Annotated in this window: 17 protein-coding genes; 10 read left to right on the forward strand and 7 right to left on the reverse strand. The window is 68.5% G+C overall.

The genetic code is table 11. The annotated features are described in order from the left end of the window. The first annotated feature begins 5 nt into the window (after positions 1 to 5). The 4 genes from GGQ89_RS10330 to GGQ89_RS10345 are packed head-to-tail and all read left to right on the forward strand — an operon-like array spanning position 6 to position 3,251. The gene (locus GGQ89_RS10330; RefSeq protein WP_342354518.1) at positions 6 to 353 is read left to right on the forward strand and encodes a DUF983 domain-containing protein; all 348 of its coding nucleotides are present in this window, start codon (positions 6 to 8) and stop codon (positions 351 to 353) included. Then, positions 350 to 970, forward strand: coding sequence for an SURF1 family cytochrome oxidase biogenesis protein (locus GGQ89_RS10335; RefSeq protein WP_184105720.1), 621 nt, complete (start codon positions 350 to 352; stop codon positions 968 to 970). The genes GGQ89_RS10330 and GGQ89_RS10335 overlap by 4 nt, the downstream gene beginning before the upstream one ends. 13 nt (positions 971 to 983) lie before the next feature. Then, a complete protein-coding gene (thrC, locus tag GGQ89_RS10340) occupies positions 984 to 2,372 on the forward strand; it encodes a threonine synthase (protein ID WP_184105721.1) in 1,389 nt (462 codons plus the stop codon). A gap of 9 nt (positions 2,373 to 2,381) precedes the next feature. Then, a complete protein-coding gene (locus GGQ89_RS10345; protein ID WP_184105722.1) occupies positions 2,382 to 3,251 on the forward strand; it encodes a class I SAM-dependent methyltransferase in 870 nt (289 codons plus the stop codon). Between the two features lie 100 nt (positions 3,252 to 3,351). Here the strand turns inward: GGQ89_RS10345 and GGQ89_RS10350 are convergent, their stop codons facing one another. From GGQ89_RS10350 to GGQ89_RS10365, 4 genes are read right to left on the reverse strand one after another with little or no spacing between them, the layout of a single operon-like run. Next, the gene (locus tag GGQ89_RS10350; RefSeq protein WP_184105723.1) at positions 3,352 to 4,080 is read right to left on the reverse strand and encodes a methyltransferase; all 729 of its coding nucleotides are present in this window, start codon (positions 4,078 to 4,080) and stop codon (positions 3,352 to 3,354) included. A gap of 4 nt (positions 4,081 to 4,084) precedes the next feature. Beyond that, positions 4,085 to 4,723, reverse strand: a complete 639-nt coding sequence (locus tag GGQ89_RS10355) for a heme exporter protein CcmB (protein ID WP_184105724.1) — start codon at positions 4,721 to 4,723, stop codon at positions 4,085 to 4,087. 8 nt (positions 4,724 to 4,731) lie between these two features. Beyond that, positions 4,732 to 5,322, reverse strand: a complete 591-nt coding sequence (gene ccmA / locus GGQ89_RS10360; RefSeq protein WP_184105725.1) for a heme ABC exporter ATP-binding protein CcmA — start codon at positions 5,320 to 5,322, stop codon at positions 4,732 to 4,734. Next, positions 5,319 to 5,726, reverse strand: coding sequence for a metallopeptidase family protein (locus tag GGQ89_RS10365; RefSeq protein WP_184105726.1), 408 nt, complete (start codon positions 5,724 to 5,726; stop codon positions 5,319 to 5,321). Before GGQ89_RS10365 ends, ccmA begins: the two co-directional genes overlap by 4 nt. Between GGQ89_RS10365 and GGQ89_RS20280 the strand changes: the two genes are divergently transcribed. After that, a complete protein-coding gene (locus GGQ89_RS20280) occupies positions 5,625 to 6,074 on the forward strand; it encodes a 4a-hydroxytetrahydrobiopterin dehydratase (protein WP_276208909.1) in 450 nt (149 codons plus the stop codon). The two genes, GGQ89_RS10365 and GGQ89_RS20280, sit on opposite strands and share 102 nt — an antisense overlap. 41 nt (positions 6,075 to 6,115) lie before the next feature. Here GGQ89_RS20280 and GGQ89_RS10375 read toward each other — a convergent pair whose 3' ends face one another. Next, positions 6,116 to 7,117: a fumarylacetoacetate hydrolase family protein gene (locus GGQ89_RS10375; protein WP_184105727.1), complete on the reverse strand. Its 1,002-nt coding sequence runs from the start codon at positions 7,115 to 7,117 to the stop codon at positions 6,116 to 6,118. Positions 7,118 to 7,391: 274 nt separating this feature from the next. Here GGQ89_RS10375 and GGQ89_RS10380 point away from each other — a divergent pair, with 274 nt between their 5' ends. After that, complete coding sequence (locus GGQ89_RS10380; protein ID WP_076717806.1) at positions 7,392 to 8,780, forward strand: DEAD/DEAH box helicase; 1,389 nt, start codon at positions 7,392 to 7,394, stop codon at positions 8,778 to 8,780. 196 nt (positions 8,781 to 8,976) lie between these two features. Then, on the forward strand, positions 8,977 to 9,243 hold the full coding sequence (locus GGQ89_RS10385; protein ID WP_184105728.1) for a hypothetical protein: 267 nt from the start codon (positions 8,977 to 8,979) through the stop codon (positions 9,241 to 9,243). Between the two features lie 180 nt (positions 9,244 to 9,423). On the opposite strand, the gene GGQ89_RS10390 is transcribed toward GGQ89_RS10385, so the two are convergent. Next, a complete protein-coding gene (locus GGQ89_RS10390) occupies positions 9,424 to 11,376 on the reverse strand; it encodes a potassium transporter Kup (protein WP_056438977.1) in 1,953 nt (650 codons plus the stop codon). 158 nt (positions 11,377 to 11,534) lie between these two features. Here GGQ89_RS10390 and pdeM point away from each other — a divergent pair, with 158 nt between their 5' ends. Further along, positions 11,535 to 12,197 carry a ligase-associated DNA damage response endonuclease PdeM gene (pdeM, locus tag GGQ89_RS10395; protein ID WP_184105729.1) on the forward strand — a complete coding sequence of 221 codons (663 nt, stop codon included), beginning with the start codon at positions 11,535 to 11,537 and terminating at the stop codon, positions 12,195 to 12,197. Between the two features lie 168 nt (positions 12,198 to 12,365). On the opposite strand, the gene GGQ89_RS10400 is transcribed toward pdeM, so the two are convergent. Further along, positions 12,366 to 13,115: an energy transducer TonB gene (locus GGQ89_RS10400; protein WP_184105730.1), complete on the reverse strand. Its 750-nt coding sequence runs from the start codon at positions 13,113 to 13,115 to the stop codon at positions 12,366 to 12,368. 119 nt (positions 13,116 to 13,234) lie between these two features. On the opposite strand from GGQ89_RS10400, the gene nadB reads away from it, so the two are divergent. Together nadB and GGQ89_RS10410 are read left to right on the forward strand one after the other, a co-directional pair. Continuing rightward, the gene (gene nadB / locus GGQ89_RS10405) at positions 13,235 to 14,812 is read left to right on the forward strand and encodes an L-aspartate oxidase (RefSeq protein ID WP_184105731.1); all 1,578 of its coding nucleotides are present in this window, start codon (positions 13,235 to 13,237) and stop codon (positions 14,810 to 14,812) included. Positions 14,813 to 14,957: 145 nt separating this feature from the next. Next, on the forward strand, positions 14,958 to 16,097 hold the full coding sequence (locus GGQ89_RS10410) for a serine hydrolase (RefSeq protein ID WP_380773367.1): 1,140 nt from the start codon (positions 14,958 to 14,960) through the stop codon (positions 16,095 to 16,097). Positions 16,098 to 16,141: the final 44 nt, after the last annotated feature.

Consider the following 16,141-nt stretch of genomic DNA (forward strand, 5'->3'; position numbering starts at 1 on the left):
CCCATTTGTTTGCAGGGCCGGTCTTCTCGACGAAGGTGACGACCTTTGCCGATGCGTGCGCCGCGTGCGGGCTGGACTTCACCCGGTTCAATGTCGGCGATGGCCCGGCCGCGTTCCTGACGCTGATCCTGGGCACGATCATCACCATCGCGGCCATCACCGTCGAGCTGACCCTGCATCCGCCGCTGTGGCTGCAAATGGCGATCTGGCTGCCGCTGACCGCGATCGGCGTGGTCTATAGCTTGCGCATCGCCAAGAGTGCGCTGATGGCGGCCGAATATCGCAACGAGGCGCGTGAGGGGGCCGTGGTTCGCCCCGAAGACGATGAAGACGCCCGAGACGGTGAGTCATGAAGCGCCTGCCCGTCCTGCCCACGCTGATCGTCGGTCTGGCGGTCGCGGCGATGATCGCGCTGGGCCTGTGGCAGTTGTTAGACCGGCTGCCGAAAAAGGAAGCCTATCTGGCGCAGCTCGCCGCCAATCCGGCGCGCCCCGTCATCGCCTTTCCGCTGTTCCCGGACGACAGCCTGCTCTTCCGCCGCACGGTCGCCGATTGCCGCTCGCCGCTCGCCATCCGCCGCGCAGGCGCCGGGGCGGCGGGATTCCGCCTGATCGCCACCTGTTCGGTGCCGCAGGGATCGCTGCAGGTGCAACTGGGCACGACCCATGATCCGCGCGCGGTGAGCCATTGGCCGGGCGGTCGCGTGAGCGGCTATGTCTCCCATGCGCCCGACAGCCGGTCGTTGCTCCAGTCGGCCTTCGACCATCGGCCGCAGGACATGCTGCTGGTCGCCGACACCCCCGCCCCCGGCCTCGATGCGAACCCCCGCCCGGGGATCGACGGGATACCCAACAACCATCTCGCCTATGCGCTGCAATGGTTCCTGTTTGCCGCCATCGCCGCAATTATCTATGTTTTGGCGGTCTCTCGGCGCAATCGAATGGTTGTGGTACGCAACGCACCCCGTTAAGCCGCAGCGCATCATGCGCTATCACAGTACCCGTGGCTCTGCCCCCGTCCTCGATTTCCGGGGTGCGACCCTGGCCGGTCTCGCCAGCGATGGCGGGCTCTACGTGCCCGAGACCTGGCCGACCCTGACCCGCCAAGAGATTGAGGGGCTGGCGGGCCTGTCCTATGCGCAGACCGCCGCAAAGATCATGGCGCCGTTCATCGGCGACAGCCTGACCGCAGAGGAACTCCAGGGCCTGTGCGACGCCGCCTATGGTCGTTTCTCGCACGCGGCCGTCACGCCCTTGGTCCAGCTCGACCATGACCAGTGGCTGTTGGAGCTGTTCCACGGCCCCACGCTGGCGTTCAAGGACGTCGCGCTCCAGATGCTGGGCCTGCTGTTCGAGCGGTTTCTGCGCGGCACCGACACCCGGCTGACCATCGTCGGTGCGACCAGCGGCGACACCGGATCGGCCGCGATCGATGCGGTGGCGGGGCGTGCCAATATCGACATCTTCATGCTGCACCCGGCGGGCCGCGTCACCGAGATCCAGCGCCGCCAGATGACGACGGTGCTCGCCCCCAACGTCCACAACATCGCGATCGAGGGCAATTTCGACGACGCGCAGGCGCTGGTGAAGGCGATGTTCAACGACCGCGCCTTTGCCGACCGCCACACCCTGTCGGCAGTCAATTCGATCAACTGGGCGCGGTTGATGGCGCAGGTCGTCTATTATTACTACGCCGCCGTCCGGCTGGGCGCGCCGGGCAAGCGCATCGCCTTCTCGGTGCCGACGGGCAATTTCGGCGACGTGTTCGCCGGTTATGTGGCCGCGCGCATGGGCCTGCCCATCGAGCGGCTGATCGTCGCGACCAACGTCAACGACATCCTCCACCGCGCGCTATCGTCGGGCGACTATTCCAAGGGGCAGGTCCAGGCGACCGCCACCCCTTCGATGGACATCCAGGTCAGCTCGAATTTCGAGCGGCTGCTGTTCGACGCCAATGGCCGCGACGGCGCGGCGCTGGCTGCGCAGATGAAGGGCTTCGAGGGTACGGGCGCGATGCGGCTGACCAATGCGCAGAGCCAGAATATCGCCCCGCTCTTCACCAGCGCGCGCGTGGACGCCGATGACATGAGCCGCGCGATGCGCTGGGCGGCGGACGAGGCCGGGCAGATCCTCGACCCGCATACCGGCATCGCCCTGTCCGCTGCGCGCAAGAGCGGGCTGGACGTGCCGGTGGTGACGCTGGCCACCGCGCACCCGGCCAAGTTCACCGATGCGGTCGAGCGCGCGACCGGCAGCCGCCCCGCGCTGCCCCGCCGCGTCGGCGACCTGTTCGAGCGCGAGGAACGCTATACCACCCTGCCCGCCACCTTCGACGCGGTGACGGCCTTTATCGACGGGCATGGTTTGCGCTAACGCACTCCCATGAAACTCGAAACGATGATCGGCGAGCCCTGGGCGGATTACGGGCTCGTCGACTCCGGCCATGGCCGCAAGCTGGAACGCTATGGCCGGTTCCGCTTCATCCGCCCCGAACCGCAGGCGATGTGGGCCCCCGCGACCACCGACTGGCGCGCGGCGGCCGAGTTCGTGCCCGGATCGGACGAGGATGGCGGCGGCCGCTGGAACTTCAACGAACCGGTCCCGCGCGACGGCTGGCCGCTCAAGTGGAACGAGGTGCGCTTCACCGCGCAGAACACGCCGTTCCGCCATCTGGGCTTCTTCCCCGACATGGCGCCGGTGTGGAGCTGGATGCGCGAGCAGGTCGACGGGATGGCCGAGCCCGAATGCATGAATCTGTTCGGTTATACCGGTGTCGGCACGCTGGCGATGGCGAGCGCGGGCGCCAAGATGGTCCATGTCGACGCGTCCAAGAAATCGGTCGAGGCGGCACGCGGCAATGCGATGCTGTCGGGTCTGGGCGATGCGCCGGTCCGCTGGATCATCGACGACGCCGCCAAGTTCGTCGCGCGCGAGGTGCGGCGCGGCCGGCGCTACGACGGCATCCTGCTCGACCCGCCGAAGTACGGACGCGGGCCGGAGGGCGAGGTCTGGCGGTTGGAGGAGGATCTACCCGGCCTGATCGCCAATTGCCGCCAGTTGCTGGACGCCGATTCGCGCTTCCTGTTCCTGACGGTGTATGCGGTGCGCATGTCGGCGATGGCGATCGGCGAGATGATGCGCCAGGTGATGGCCGATCTTCCCGGCAAGGTGGAATGCGGCGAACTCGGCGTGCGCGAGGAAGCCCGCGGCCTGACCCTGCCCACCGCCATCTGGGCGCGGTGGAGCCGGTAAGCAAAAACCTCCGTTCAGCCTGAGCGAAGTCGAAGGCCGCGCCAGATCATAGCGGCGGGGCGTGGGCTTCGACTTCGCTCAGCATGAACGGGGCGGGGGGTTACGGGGCAGCGACCTCGATCAACGCAACCTCATAGGCCGCCACCGCCCCGCCCGCCTCGAACCGCCGGGCGATCCGCCGCATCGCACCCGGCGGGATCGGGTGATGCCCCTCACGCGGTGTCCCCGCCCCGATCGCCCGGAGCGCGCGCATGAAATCCGCCGCCGATTCGTGCCGCTGCTCGAACCGCCGGGTCTCGACCGGCCAGGCCAGCGCCTCGACCGGGGGATAGACCGGACTCCCCGCCTCATGACCCTCCGCGCGGTGCGCCCCATGCCACGCCGCGAAGGTCCCCCGGACCAGCGTCGTCACCAGCATCCGCCCGCCCGGTGCCAGTAACCCGGCCAGCCGCCGCAAGCCCGCCTCCAGATCGCCGAACCACTGCACCGCCAGGCTGCTGACGATCAGGTCGAACGGCGCCTCGCCCGGCAGATCGGGATACTCGCCGTCCATCACCCGGCCGCGCACGCCCGGATGCTTGGCAAGGCCCCGCGCCAGCATGGCGGGCGCGATGTCGGTCATCAGCCAGTCGGGATTCACCAATCGCGGCAAGGTCGCAGCCGTCAGAAAGCCGGTCCCGCACCCCACCTCCAGCACGCGCGGGGCGGGTGGTGCCACCGCGACGATCCGTTCGGCCAGCCAGTCGGCGACCTGCCGCTGCACCACCGCATGCGCGTCATAAGCCGAGGCCGCGTCGAAGGCCCGCGCGATCGCTTTCGATTCGGCCATCACCTCAATCACGCACCGATCGGATCGCCGCCGCCGCGATCCACGGCGCGCCCGCCACCAGCATCAGCGACACCGCCGCCAGCAGCTTCGGCGCACCCATGTCACCGCTCCCCGCGCCGAAGATCAGCAGCGGCAGCGCGAGCGGCAGCAGGAGCAACCCGGCCAGCCCGCCCGCGCCGCGCAATCCGGCGGTCAGCGCCCCCGTCGCCACCGCCAGCGCCGCCAGCCCGGGGGTGCCGAGCAGCAACCCCGCCTCGACCCGCACCAGCGCCGCCGTCTCCAGTCCGAACAGCCCGGCCGCGACCAGCGCCGCCAGCATCAGCGGCGGCGCAAAGGCCAGCCAGTGGGCGAGGATCCGCAGCGCCATCACCAGCGGCAGCGACAGGCCGTGGACGCGAATCTGGTCGAACCACCCCGATTCGACATCGGGCGCGACCAGCCGCTCGACCGGCAGCAGCGCGGCCAGCAGCGCCGCGACCCAGATCGCCCCCGCGCCGACACGCATCAGCACCGCCCGGTCCGGCCCGATCGCAAAGGGGAAGAGCACCACTGACAGCAGGAAGAAGCCGCAGACCAGCCCCGCCCCGCCCCCGGCATAGCCGCGCCGTACGTCGCGCGCGATCAGGGTCGCCACAAGGGTCATGGCGGCGGTCATGCCGGGACGTGACCGTCCAGCGCGAGTGTCCACGCGTCCGTCAACGCCAGCGGCTGGTGCGTGGTCAGCAGCACCGCGCCGCCCCCCGCACGGTGATCCGCGATGGCCCGCTCCAGCATCGCGACACCCGCGACGTCCAGTCCATTGCCCGGCTCGTCGAGCAGCCAGAGCGGGGCCTCCGCGGCCAGCACCCGTGCCAACCCCGCGCGCCGCCGCTGCCCGGTCGAGAGCAGACGCACCGGCACATCGGCGAGCTTGCCCAGCCCGACCGTATCGAGCGCCGCGGCAGCTCGCCGATCCACCGCCGCCAGCCCGTCGAGCCGCGCCCAGAAGGACAGCGCCTCACCCAGCCGCCGCTCCGTATCGAGCGCGAGATCCTCGGTCGCCAGGGCGATCCGCCCCGACCGGGTGACACGCCCCTCGAACGGCGCGATCAATCCGGCGGCGAGACGCAGGAGGCTCGACTTTCCGATGCCGTTGGGGCCAGTGACGACCACCGCCTCGCCCGCGCCCAAGGTCAGCGACAGTTGCGTGAAGAGCAGCCGCCCGCCGCGTGCGCAGGCAACCTGATGCAACTCCAGGATCACGTCACGGCGTCTTCCAGCGCGTGCATGTCCTCGTCGGACAGGCCGAAATGATGGCCGATCTCATGGATCGTCACATGCGTGACCAGATCGTCGAGGCGCACGCCCGTCTCGACCCATTCGTCCAGGATCGCGCGACGATACAGATGGATGCGGTCGGGCAGCGCCCCTGAATCCATGCTGCTTTTCTCGCCCACCGGCCGCCCGTGATACAGGCCGGTCAGGTCCAGCGGATGGTCGAGGCCCAGTGCGGCCAGCGTCTCGTCATCGGCGAATTCCTCGACGATCAGGACGACATCGCCCAGATGCGCGGCGAACGCGGCGGGCAGGCGCGCGATCGTATCCCGCGCGATCCGCTCGATCACCTCGGGACCCGGTGCTTCACCAATCGCGTCTTGCCCGCCCATGGCCGCCGTCTTACCGCTGTGCCGGTCAAAAGAACAAGATACGCCAAGGGGACGATCATGGTGGAACGGCTGAGCGAGCTGGACCGGGACGAGGCGCTGGACGGCCTGACCGAATGGGACTGGGACGAATCGCGCGATGCGATCAGCCGCCGTTTCGTGTTTGCCGACTTCAACGAGGCGTTCGGCTTCATGACCCGCGTCGCCCTTCTGGCGGAAAAGGCGGATCATCATCCCGAATGGTCCAATGTCTGGAACCGGGTCGATATCGTGCTGACCACCCATGACGCAGGGGGGCTGTCGGCGCGCGACATCGACATGGCCGAGGCGATCGACGCTTTGGTGGAGTAACCCCTAAATCCTCCCCAAGCTGTGCTTGGGGAGGAATGGGTTCAGCCGACCGTCTGTTCGATCGCGCCGAAGATCGGGTGGTGGCGGTCGTCCTCCATCCAGATGCGGACCGTGTCGCCCTTTTTCAGGAACGGCGTCACCGCCTCGCCGCCGCGGATCGTCTCGATCATGCGCAGCTCGGCCAGGCAGCTATAGCCGACGCCGCCCTCCGCCACCGGCTTGCCCGGGCCGCCGTCCGAATCGCGGTTGGATACGGTGCCCGACCCGATGATCGTCCCCGCCCCCAGCGCGCGGGTCTTGGCGGCATGGGCGACCAAAGTCCCGAAATCGAAGGTCATGTCCTGCCCCGCATCCGCCCGACCGAAGGGCTGGCCGTTCAGATCGACCTTCAGCACGCGGTGCAGCTTGCCGTCCCGCCACCAGTCGCCCAGCGACTCCGGCGTCACGAAGACGGGGGAGAAGGCCGAGGCGGGCTTGGACTGGAAGAAGCCGAAGCCCTTGGCCAGCTCGCCGGGGATCAGCCCGCGCAACGACACGTCGTTGGTCAGCCCGACCAGCCGGATCGCCGCCAGCGCCTCCTCGCGGCTCGCGCCTAGGGCCACGTCGCCGGTGACGACGACGACCTCGCCCTCCAGGTCGCAGCCCCAGCTTTCATCGGCCAGCGGAATGGCATCGCGCGGCCCCAGAAACCCGTCCGAGCCGCCCTGATACATCAGCGGGTCATGCCAGAAGCTCTCGGGCAGTTCCGCCCCGCGCGCCTGCCGGACGAGCGCGACGTGATTCACATAGGCCGATCCGTCCGCCCATTGATAGGCACGCGGCAAGGGCGAGGCGGCGTCATGTTCGTGGAAGCGCGCACGCGGGATCGCCTCATGATCCAGATCGGTCGCCAGATTGGCGAGCGCGGGCGCATGCGTCTCCCAATTGTCGAGCGCGGCCTGCAGCGTCGGCACGATATGCCCCGCATCCGCGTACCAGGCGAGGTCGCTCGACACGACGACCAGCTTGCCGTCACGACCGTTCTTCAGACTGGCGAGTTTCATGCAGGACTCCTCTTCGCTAACTGGTATCAGATGTAACCATCCGTCCGCGCTTGTCACGCATTGCGGTGGCGATCCTGCCCGAAACTTGACTTTTGGCAATGGCCAGCGCACATGCCCGCCCGTCGAGGCGTCCACTCGCAGCGTGAACGGACCATCTGGTCCCGGCTCCGCCCCGACCCTGTCTTCAGGCTTCCCTTGTCACGCGGGGTGTCATCAACCCCGGCCCGCGCTTGCGGCCTGTCGTGACTCGCGCGCCATGATCGAAAGTAATTCCATGTCCTTTTCCGAACTCGGCCTCGCCGAGCCGCTCGTCCGTGCGCTCGAAGCCAAGGGCTATTCCGAACCCACGCCCATCCAGCGCGACTCGATCCCGACGCTGCTGGAAGGCCGCGACCTGCTCGGCATCGCGCAGACCGGCACCGGCAAGACGGCGGCCTTCGTCCTCCCCTCGATCCAGCGTCTGGTCGAGGCGAACAAGCGCGTCCTGCCGACCCATTGCCGGATGCTCGTCCTTGCGCCGACGCGCGAACTGGCCAGCCAGATCGCCGAAAATGCCAAGGGCTATGCCAAGTTTTCCAAGCTGGCGGTCGCGACCGTCTTCGGCGGCACCAGCCTGAACAAGAACCGCCAGGACCTGTCGCGCGGCGTCGACATCCTGGTCGCCACGCCGGGCCGCCTGATCGACCTCGTCGAGCAGGGCTTCCTGAACCTGTCGATGATCGAGATCCTGGTGCTCGACGAAGCCGACCAGATGCTCGACCTGGGCTTCATCCACGCGCTGCGCCGCATCGTGAAGATGATCCCGCGCAAGCGTCAGACCCTGTTCTTCTCGGCCACCATGCCCGCCGCGATCCGCGACCTGGCCGATAAGTTCCTCGACAATCCGGCGACCGTCACCGTGACCCCGGTGTCGACCACCGCCGAGCGCGTCGACCAGTCGGTGACCTTCGTCACGCAGCAGGAAAAGCAGGCGCTGCTGACCATCCTGCTCGCCGATCCCGCGATCGAACTGGCGCTGGTCTTCACCCGCACCAAGCATGGCGCCGACCGCGTCGTGAAGCTGCTGGCGGGCAACGGCATCGCCGCCAACGCGATCCACGGCAACAAGAGCCAGGGCCAGCGCGAGCGCGCGCTGGGCGAGTTCCGCTCAGGGCAAACCCGCGTGCTGGTGGCGACCGACATCGCCGCGCGCGGCATCGACATTCCGGGCGTCAGCCACGTCTTCAACTTCGAACTGCCCAACGTCGCCGAACAATATGTCCATCGCATCGGCCGTACCGCACGCGCCGGTCGTTCGGGCATGGCCATCGCCTTCTGCGCCGAGGATGAGCGTCCGTATCTGAAGGATATCGAGAAGCTGACGCGGCAGAAGATCACCGTCGTGCCGCTTCCCGCCGACTTCGTGAAGCGCGCCGAGACGATCAAGTCGCAGCGCGTGAAGGCGATCGGCGCCGACCCCGCACCGCGCGTCGACCGTCCGCGTGACCCGGCCCGCCCGCGCGCCACGCATCATCCGCGTGCGACGGACTCGCGGGCCCCGCAGGGCCGCCAGCCGCGTCGTCGCGGCGGCGGTGGTGGTGCCGGTGGTCCGGGCGGCGGTCGCGGTCGTGGCGGCCAGGGTCGCCCCGGCGGCGGCGGTGCCGGTCGCGGCGCGCAGGGCTGAACCCCTTCTTAGCCCCTCCCGCAGGCGGGAGGGGTTGGGGAGGGCAAAGGGGTCTCACCGAGACCATCGCTTGTGACATACCCTCCCCCATCCCCTCCCGTTTACGGGAGGGGCGTGCCCAGCCGCAGATGCTGGCACCATTCCCCCCTCTCCCGCGTTGAGCGCGTAACGATCCCGCGCATCAGGAGAGGTTGCCATGGATATTGCCCACACCCCCGCCGCCGAACGCATCGCCCGCGTGCTGTGCGGTCAGCGGTTGAGCGCCAATGCCAAGGGCGACTCCGAATCCGCCGCCAAGCTGGTCGACGCACAGTGGCGCGATCATATGGCCGATGCACTGGCCGTGCTGCGCACACTGCGCGAACCCGATCAGGCGATGGCCGAGGCGGGCGATCCGGCGATCTGGGAAAAGATGGTGCTGGTCGCGGTGGAAGCCGCCAAGCCGCCCAAGGTCACGCTCTAGCCCATAGTCCTCCCCATCCCCGATGGGGAGGGGGACCGCCGGGCGCCAGCCCGGTGGTGGTGGGGCAAGACCATGCGGCCTGCTCCATCACCTAAGACGGAAGCGACGGCCCCTGCCCCTCCACCACTCGGCTATCGCCGAGCGGTCCCCCTCCCCAAGCGAGCTTGGGGAGGAATAGGGTTACACCGTCACCTGCTCGCCCAGTTCCAGCACCTTGCCCGGCGGAATCCGCAGGAACTCGGTCGGGTCGCTGGCATTGCGCTGCAGGAACATGAACAGCCGGTCCTGCCACAGCGGCATGCCCTTTTCCGCCTCGGGCTTCAGCGTGTTGCGGCCGATGAAGAAGCTGGTCTTCATCGGGTCCAGCCCGGTCGTCCTGTTCTCGATGCCCAGATCGCGCGGCAGGTCGCGCGGCACGTCCGGGGTCTCCATGAAGCCATAGGTCAGCGTGACGGTCGCGAAATTATCGTCCAACCGCTCGACATGGGCGCGGCGCTCGGCGGGCACATAGGGGCGGTCGGCGGTGCGGATCGTCATCACCAGATTCTGCGCATGCAGCACCTTGTTGTGCTTCAGATTGTGGAGCAGCGCGCCGGGTGCCGAGGCGGGGTTGGCGGTCAGGAACACCGCCGTGCCCGGCACCCGCTCCGGCGGGCGCTTGGCCAGCGCGGCGGCCAGATCGGCGAGCGGGATCGCCTGGCGCTTCTCGAAGGCCGACACGATCCCACGCCCGCGCACCCAGGTATAGATGACGAGGCCGACGCCCGCCCCGACCAGCAGCGGGACCCAGCCCCCTTCGATCACGCGCAGGATATTGGCGCCGAAAAAGACCAGGTCGAGCGTCAGGAAGGGCAGGATCGCCGCCAGCGCGAGCGCCCGCGACCAGCCCCAGCGATGACGCACGACCAGATAGGCCAGGCAGGTCGTCACGACCATCGTGCCCGTCACCGCGATGCCATAGGCGGCGGCCATCGCCGAGGACGTCTTGAACTGGATCACCAGCACCAGCACGCCGAACAGCAACAGCCAGTTGATCGCGGGCAGATAGATCTGGCCCTGGAAATCGGCCGAGGTCTGGCGCACCCGCAGCCGGGGCAGGAAGCCGAGCTGGATCGCCTGTTGCGTCAGCGAAAAGGCGCCGGTGATGACCGCCTGCGCCGCGATGACCGTCGCCAGCCCCGCCAGCACGATCAGCGCCGGGCGAAGCGGTTCGGGCGCCATCAGGAAGAACCAGTCCTGATTGGTGAAGGGCTTGCCGCTCGCCGCCGCCTGTTCGAGCGTGGAAAGGGCGAAAGCGCCCTGCCCCAGATAGTTGAGCGCCAGCGCGGGCAGGACGAGCGAGAACCAGCCGATGCGGATCGGCAGCCGACCGAAATGCCCCATATCGGCGGTCAGCGCCTCGGCACCCGTGACGGTCAGGAACACCGCGCCCAGCACGAACAGCCCGACGACTCCGTGGCTGGCCAGGAAGCCGACGCCATAACCCGGCCACACGACCCGCGCGATCGAGGGTTCGTCGGCAATATGCCAGATGCCCAGCCCGCCGATGACGAGGAACCAGAGGATACAGATCGGCCCGAACAGCTTCGACACCTGTGCCGTGCCGCGCGACTGGATGAAGAACAGCCCGACCAGGATGACGATCGTGCACATGCGGATCACGCCCTCGTCGAAGATCGACGCGGCGGCGGGAATGGTGCGCAGGCCCTCCATCGCGGACAGCACGGACAGCGCGGGCGTGATGATCGCATCGCCATAGAAAAGCGACGCGCCCGCCGCGCCCAGTACCAGCGCGATGCGCGAACGTGCGCCTGCCGCCCGGCGGGCCAGCGCGGCGAGCGCCAGCACTCCGCCCTCGCCCTGATTGTCGGCGCGCATCAGGAAGACGACATATTTGATCGTCACGACCAGGATCAGCGACCAGAGCGCGAGGCTGAGCACCCCCAAGATCTCGCCGGGGTCGATGCCGTCGCCCGCCGACTGCGCCAGCGCCTCGCGAAAGGCGTAGAGCGGGCTGGTGCCGATATCACCGAACACCACGCCGATCGCGCCGATGGTCAGTGCCACCAGCGCGGGGTGGCGTTGCACACCCGCGTCACCCGTGTCGGTCGATGGCGCCGAATGGCCCGTCATCTCGCCCCTCATGTCGGTTGCCGTCCCCGTCATGCCCACCGGAACCCCCTGTGCCAAAAGGACGGCGCGCTTTACGCTTATGCGCGCCTGACGCAAGGGCTTTCGGCGACCGTTTGCAAACGCTTGATATTGCCAGGCGTCAAGCGCATGGGCGTGAAATGGTTCCCTTTTCGTTCGGCGATCATGCATTCCAGGCGCTGGCCGATGGCGCACTCTACTGGCCTGCGCGGGGGGCGTTGCTGGTCGCCGATCTCCATCTGGAAAAGGCAAGCTGGTATGCGGGCGGCGGACAGATGCTGCCGCCGTACGACTCGCTGGCGACGCTCAGCGAACTGACCGCGATCGTCACGCGGACGGGGGCGCGGGAGGTCTGGTGCCTGGGCGACAGTTTCCATGACGTGGATGGCTGCGACCGGCTGCTACCGGAGGCGCGGGCGATGCTGCTGGCGCTGACCGGCTCGACCGCCTGGACATGGATCACCGGCAACCACGATCCGGTGATGCGCGATCGCTGCGGCGGCGCGGTGACCGAGGAGGCGGCGGTCGATGGCCTCGTCCTGCGCCACGAAGCCGATCAGGCCGAGACACGCCCCGAACTGTCGGGGCATTTCCATCCCAAGCTGCGGCTGCGGGTGCGCGGCAAGCTGGTCGCGCGGCGCTGCTTCGTGGGCACGGCGAACAAGCTGATCCTGCCCGCCTTCGGCGCGCTGACCGGCGGGCTGGACGTGGACCACCCCGCCCTGCGCCAGGCCGTCGGCCGCCCCGCCGAAGCTCTGGTGCCGGTGCGCGACCGGATGCTGCGCTTTCCCGTCGCGGCGTGATCGTTTGAACATATAAAGATTGTTCACGCGAAGACACGAAGGCGCGAAGATGAACAACTTGCCGCGCGAGCGGCCTTATCATCTAAAGCCTATGATGAATGACGGGCTTCGCCAAGCAGGACGCCCTCTTCGCGCCTCCGCGTCTTCGCGTGAACAAAAAATCGGCCTTTACCGCCCCTCCGGTGGCTCGCGCTCCAGGATCCAATCCTGGCTGACGACGATGATCGAGCGCACCGGCCGCCCGTCGGCATCGCGTGACGGGTCGTAGCGATAGCGTTTCTCGATCAGGCTGCACGTCGTCTCGTCCAGCGCGCGGTTGCCGCTGCTGCGGGTCACGACGCAGCCGCTGACCCGGCCGTCGACATTGACGAAATAGCGCACCGTCACGCTGCCGCTCACCCCCGCCTCGGCGGCTTCGCGGGGATAGTCGGAGTCCTTGATGCGGCCCTTGATCCGGCGCGGCGGGGTTTCGTCGCCATAACCGTCGCCATCGCCCGACCCGCCGCTGCCCGTGCCATTGCCGATCCCGCCCGCACCGGTGCCGGGACCGGGCTTGTCCGAGGCCCCCTGGCTGGCCTGCGAGCCGGTGCCCGCGACCGGCGCGGCGATCACCGGCGAGACGGGCGGCAGCACGACCACCGGCGGCGGTGCGACCACCTGCGTCGCCTGCGACCGGAGATTGGGCGGCGCGGCGGCACCGCGCGGGCGGTGGGTCTGGACCCGCTTGGGCTGGATGCGCGGCGGCGGGGGCGGTGCGGGCGGGCGCACGTCGAAACTGTCCAGCGCCTCGGCCGGGATCGGCAGGGTCGGCGCAAAGCCCAGCCCGACGATCAGCGCATAGCCCATGCCCCCCACGATCAGCGCCGTGGGAATGGCTGCGCGCAGACGGTCGCGCCAATCGGGCCGGGCCAGCGTCATGGAGGACAGGTGGGAAGGCCCGCCCCCGCCCGCAAGCCGCTTAACCCCCTGTCCCCCGCCCCGCGTCCGTGCCACAGGACCGTCATGCAACCCCGATCCGCGCCAGAAGGAGCCCGCGCATGACCGAATCCGATATCCTGATCGTCGGATCGGGCGCGGCCGGGCTGACCGCCGCGCTGAACCTGGCCGACCGTTTCAAGGTCACGGTTCTGGCCAAGGGCAAGATGAACGAGGGCTCAACCGCCTGGGCGCAGGGGGGCATCGCCGCCGTCCTCGAACCCGGCGACACGTTCGACAGCCATATCGAGGATACGATGGTCGCGGGTGCGGGCCTGAACGACCGCGCCACCGTCGAGTTCGTCGTCGAGAACGCCCCCGCCGCCATCGAGCGGCTCCAGAAGCTGGGCGTGCCCTTCGCGACCGAGGGCAATATGCTGCACCTGACGCGCGAGGGCGGGCATTCGCATCGCCGCATCGTGCATGTCGCGGACGCGACCGGCTGGGCGGTGCTCGACGCGCTGCTGAAGGCGGCGGACGCGCATCCCAATATCAACATGGTCCCCGATCAGGTCGCGATCGACCTGGCGACCAGCCGCCACGAGATGCGCTATTCGGGGGCGGGCCATGTCTGGGGCATCTATGCCGTCGACCGGCGGACCGGCCGCGTGGTGCTGCACAAGGCGCGCGCGACGATCCTGGCGACCGGCGGGGCGGGTCGCACCTATCAATTCTCGACCGCGCCCAAGGGGGCGACGGGCGACGGCATCGCCATGGCCTGGCGGGCAGGGGCGCGCGTCTCCAACATGGAGTTCATGCAGTTCCACCCGACCTGCCTCTACAACACCCAGGTCAAGAATTTCCTGATTACCGAGGCGGTTCGCGGCGAGGGCGGACACTTGAAGATCCCCGAGACCGGGCATCGCTTCATGCCCGACCTCGACCCGCGCGCCGAACTGGCGCCGCGCGACATCGTAGCGCGCGCGATCGACCATGAGATCAAGCGGCTGGGCCTGGACTATGTCCATCTCGACATCAGCCACCAGCCGCCCGCCTTTGTCCGCGAGCATTTCCCCAACATCCACGAAAAGCTGCTTTCGCTCGGCATCGACATGACGGTGCAGCCGATCCCGGTCGTCCCCGCCCAGCACTACACCTGTGGCGGCGTCATCGTGGACCGCGACGGGCGCACCGACCTGCCCGGTCTCTATGCGGCGGGCGAGGTCACCCAGTCCGGCCTGCACGGCGCGAACCGGCTGGCCTCCAACTCGCTGCTCGAATGCTTCGTCTATGGCGAGGCATGCGCCAACCATATCGCGCAGCATTGGGACGATCTGCCCCCACCGCCCGCCATCCGCCCCTGGGACGAAAGCCGAGTCACCGATTCGGACGAGGAGGTGGTCATCAAGCAGAACTGGACCGAAATCCGCCGCTTCATGTGGAATTATGTCGGCATTGTGCGCACCACCAAGCGGCTGGAGCGCGCGCAGCATCGCATCCGCATGCTGACCGACGAGGTGAACGACTATTATGGCCATTTCCGCGTCACGCCCGACCTGATCGAGCTGCGCAACCTGCTCCAGACCGCCGAACTGATCGTCAACTGCGCGCTCCATCGCAAGGAGAGCCGGGGCTTGCACTATACGCTGGATTACCCCGAGACGCTGGACGAGGCCGTCGACACGATCCTGATTCCGTGAGGCAAGCCCCGATTCCTCCCCTTGCAGGGACGAATTTAGAATGTTTCGCGTCTTGTCGTGCGCGGGCGGCCTTTCGTCGCAAGCCCCGGACACGGGGATTTCCCCCACCCGGTCAACACGTAAGGATACCCCTGTGTTGCGGGGTATTGCGGTGACGAAGCGAGTATCGAGCGGTGGGCTGCGTTCATGGCCTGCCGGGTTTCTTCTCTTGGGGCTCGCAGGCTGTGGGGCGGATTCACGCCCTGGCGCGACGTCCCATGCTCCCAGCGTGCCCGATCCCCAGGTTTCGGTGTCGATGCCGCTCCCCCCGCCCCGCCCCAGCCGCGCGCCCGCTGCGCCTGCCGAGCTGGTGTCGACGATCAACCGCCTCTCCGCGTCGTTCGCGGGCAAGAAGGGCATTGCCGTGCGTGCGGTCGATGACGGCTGGACCGTCGAGGTAGGCGGGCGCCAGCGCCTGCCGCAGCAATCCGTCTCCAAGCTGTGGGTCGCAATCACCCTGCTCGACCTGCGCGACCGGGGCCGGGCGCGGCTGGACGAGCCGATCGTCGTGCGGCGCGAGGACCTGACCGTCTTCCACCAGCCGATCGCGATGTTGGTCAAGGGCGATGGCTATCACACCACGGTCGGCGAGTTGCTGAACCGCGCGCTCACCATGAGCGACAATACCGCGAACGACCGGCTGCTGACCTATGTCGGCGGGCCGCAGGCGGTGCGCGCGATGATCGCCGCCAAGCGGCTGGGCGACATCCGCTTCGGCCCGGGCGAGCGGCTGCTCCAGGCGAAGACGGCCGGTCTGACGTGGCAGCCCGCCTTCGCGGCGGCGGGCGCGTTCCAGGCGGCGCGCAACCGGCTCGATCCGGCGGCACGCAAGGCCGCGCTCGACGCCTATGTCAGCGATCCGCCCGATGGCGCCGCGCCCATCGCCATCGCCGACGCGCTCGCCCGGCTGGCGCGTGGTGAGCTGTTGTCCGAAACTTCGACCCGCATCCTGATCGACACGATGGAGGCCTCGCGCACCGGCCATGCCCGCCTGCGCGCCGCCGTGCCGAGTGGCTGGCAGATCGCGCACAAGACCGGCACCGGCCAGGATCTGGGCCGCCGCAATGCGGGCTTCAACGATGTCGGCCTGCTGACCGCTCCCGACGGCCGCCGCTTCGCCATCGCGGTGATGATCGGCGACACGATCGAGGATATCCGCAAGCGCCAACAGCTGATCCAGAACGTCGCGGCGGCGGTGGCCAATGCGGCGGGACCGCCGAGAGGACCGGTGGCGGTGGCGAACTGATTGCGTACAACTGTCGCAAGATGACTGGCGTTTCCCAACCTCTG

The sequence above is a fragment of the Sphingomonas yabuuchiae genome, assembly GCF_014199595.1.
Taxonomy (GTDB): domain Bacteria; phylum Pseudomonadota; class Alphaproteobacteria; order Sphingomonadales; family Sphingomonadaceae; genus Sphingomonas; species Sphingomonas yabuuchiae.

Excerpts from the sequence above, each read along its gene's own strand:
- GGQ89_RS10335 (WP_184105720.1), top strand. The coding sequence starts at position 350 with ATGAAGCGCCTGCCCGTCCTGCCCACGCTGATCGTCGGTCTGGCGGTC.
- thrC (WP_184105721.1), top strand. The coding sequence starts at position 984 with ATGCGCTATCACAGTACCCGTGGCTCTGCCCCCGTCCTCGATTTCCGG.
- GGQ89_RS10345 (WP_184105722.1), top strand. The coding sequence starts at position 2,382 with ATGAAACTCGAAACGATGATCGGCGAGCCCTGGGCGGATTACGGGCTC.
- GGQ89_RS10350 (WP_184105723.1), bottom strand. The coding sequence starts at position 4,080 with ATGGCCGAATCGAAAGCGATCGCGCGGGCCTTCGACGCGGCCTCGGCT.
- GGQ89_RS10355 (WP_184105724.1), bottom strand. The coding sequence starts at position 4,723 with ATGACCCTTGTGGCGACCCTGATCGCGCGCGACGTACGGCGCGGCTAT.
- GGQ89_RS20280 (WP_276208909.1), top strand. The coding sequence starts at position 5,625 with ATGCGCGGCGAACGCGGCGGGCAGGCGCGCGATCGTATCCCGCGCGAT.
- GGQ89_RS10365 (WP_184105726.1), bottom strand. The coding sequence starts at position 5,726 with ATGGGCGGGCAAGACGCGATTGGTGAAGCACCGGGTCCCGAGGTGATC.
- GGQ89_RS10375 (WP_184105727.1), bottom strand. The coding sequence starts at position 7,117 with ATGAAACTCGCCAGTCTGAAGAACGGTCGTGACGGCAAGCTGGTCGTC.
- GGQ89_RS10380 (WP_076717806.1), top strand. The coding sequence starts at position 7,392 with ATGTCCTTTTCCGAACTCGGCCTCGCCGAGCCGCTCGTCCGTGCGCTC.
- GGQ89_RS10385 (WP_184105728.1), top strand. The coding sequence starts at position 8,977 with ATGGATATTGCCCACACCCCCGCCGCCGAACGCATCGCCCGCGTGCTG.
- GGQ89_RS10390 (WP_056438977.1), bottom strand. The coding sequence starts at position 11,376 with ATGACGGGCCATTCGGCGCCATCGACCGACACGGGTGACGCGGGTGTG.
- pdeM (WP_184105729.1), top strand. The coding sequence starts at position 11,535 with ATGGTTCCCTTTTCGTTCGGCGATCATGCATTCCAGGCGCTGGCCGAT.
- GGQ89_RS10400 (WP_184105730.1), bottom strand. The coding sequence starts at position 13,115 with ATGACGCTGGCCCGGCCCGATTGGCGCGACCGTCTGCGCGCAGCCATT.
- nadB (WP_184105731.1), top strand. The coding sequence starts at position 13,235 with ATGACCGAATCCGATATCCTGATCGTCGGATCGGGCGCGGCCGGGCTG.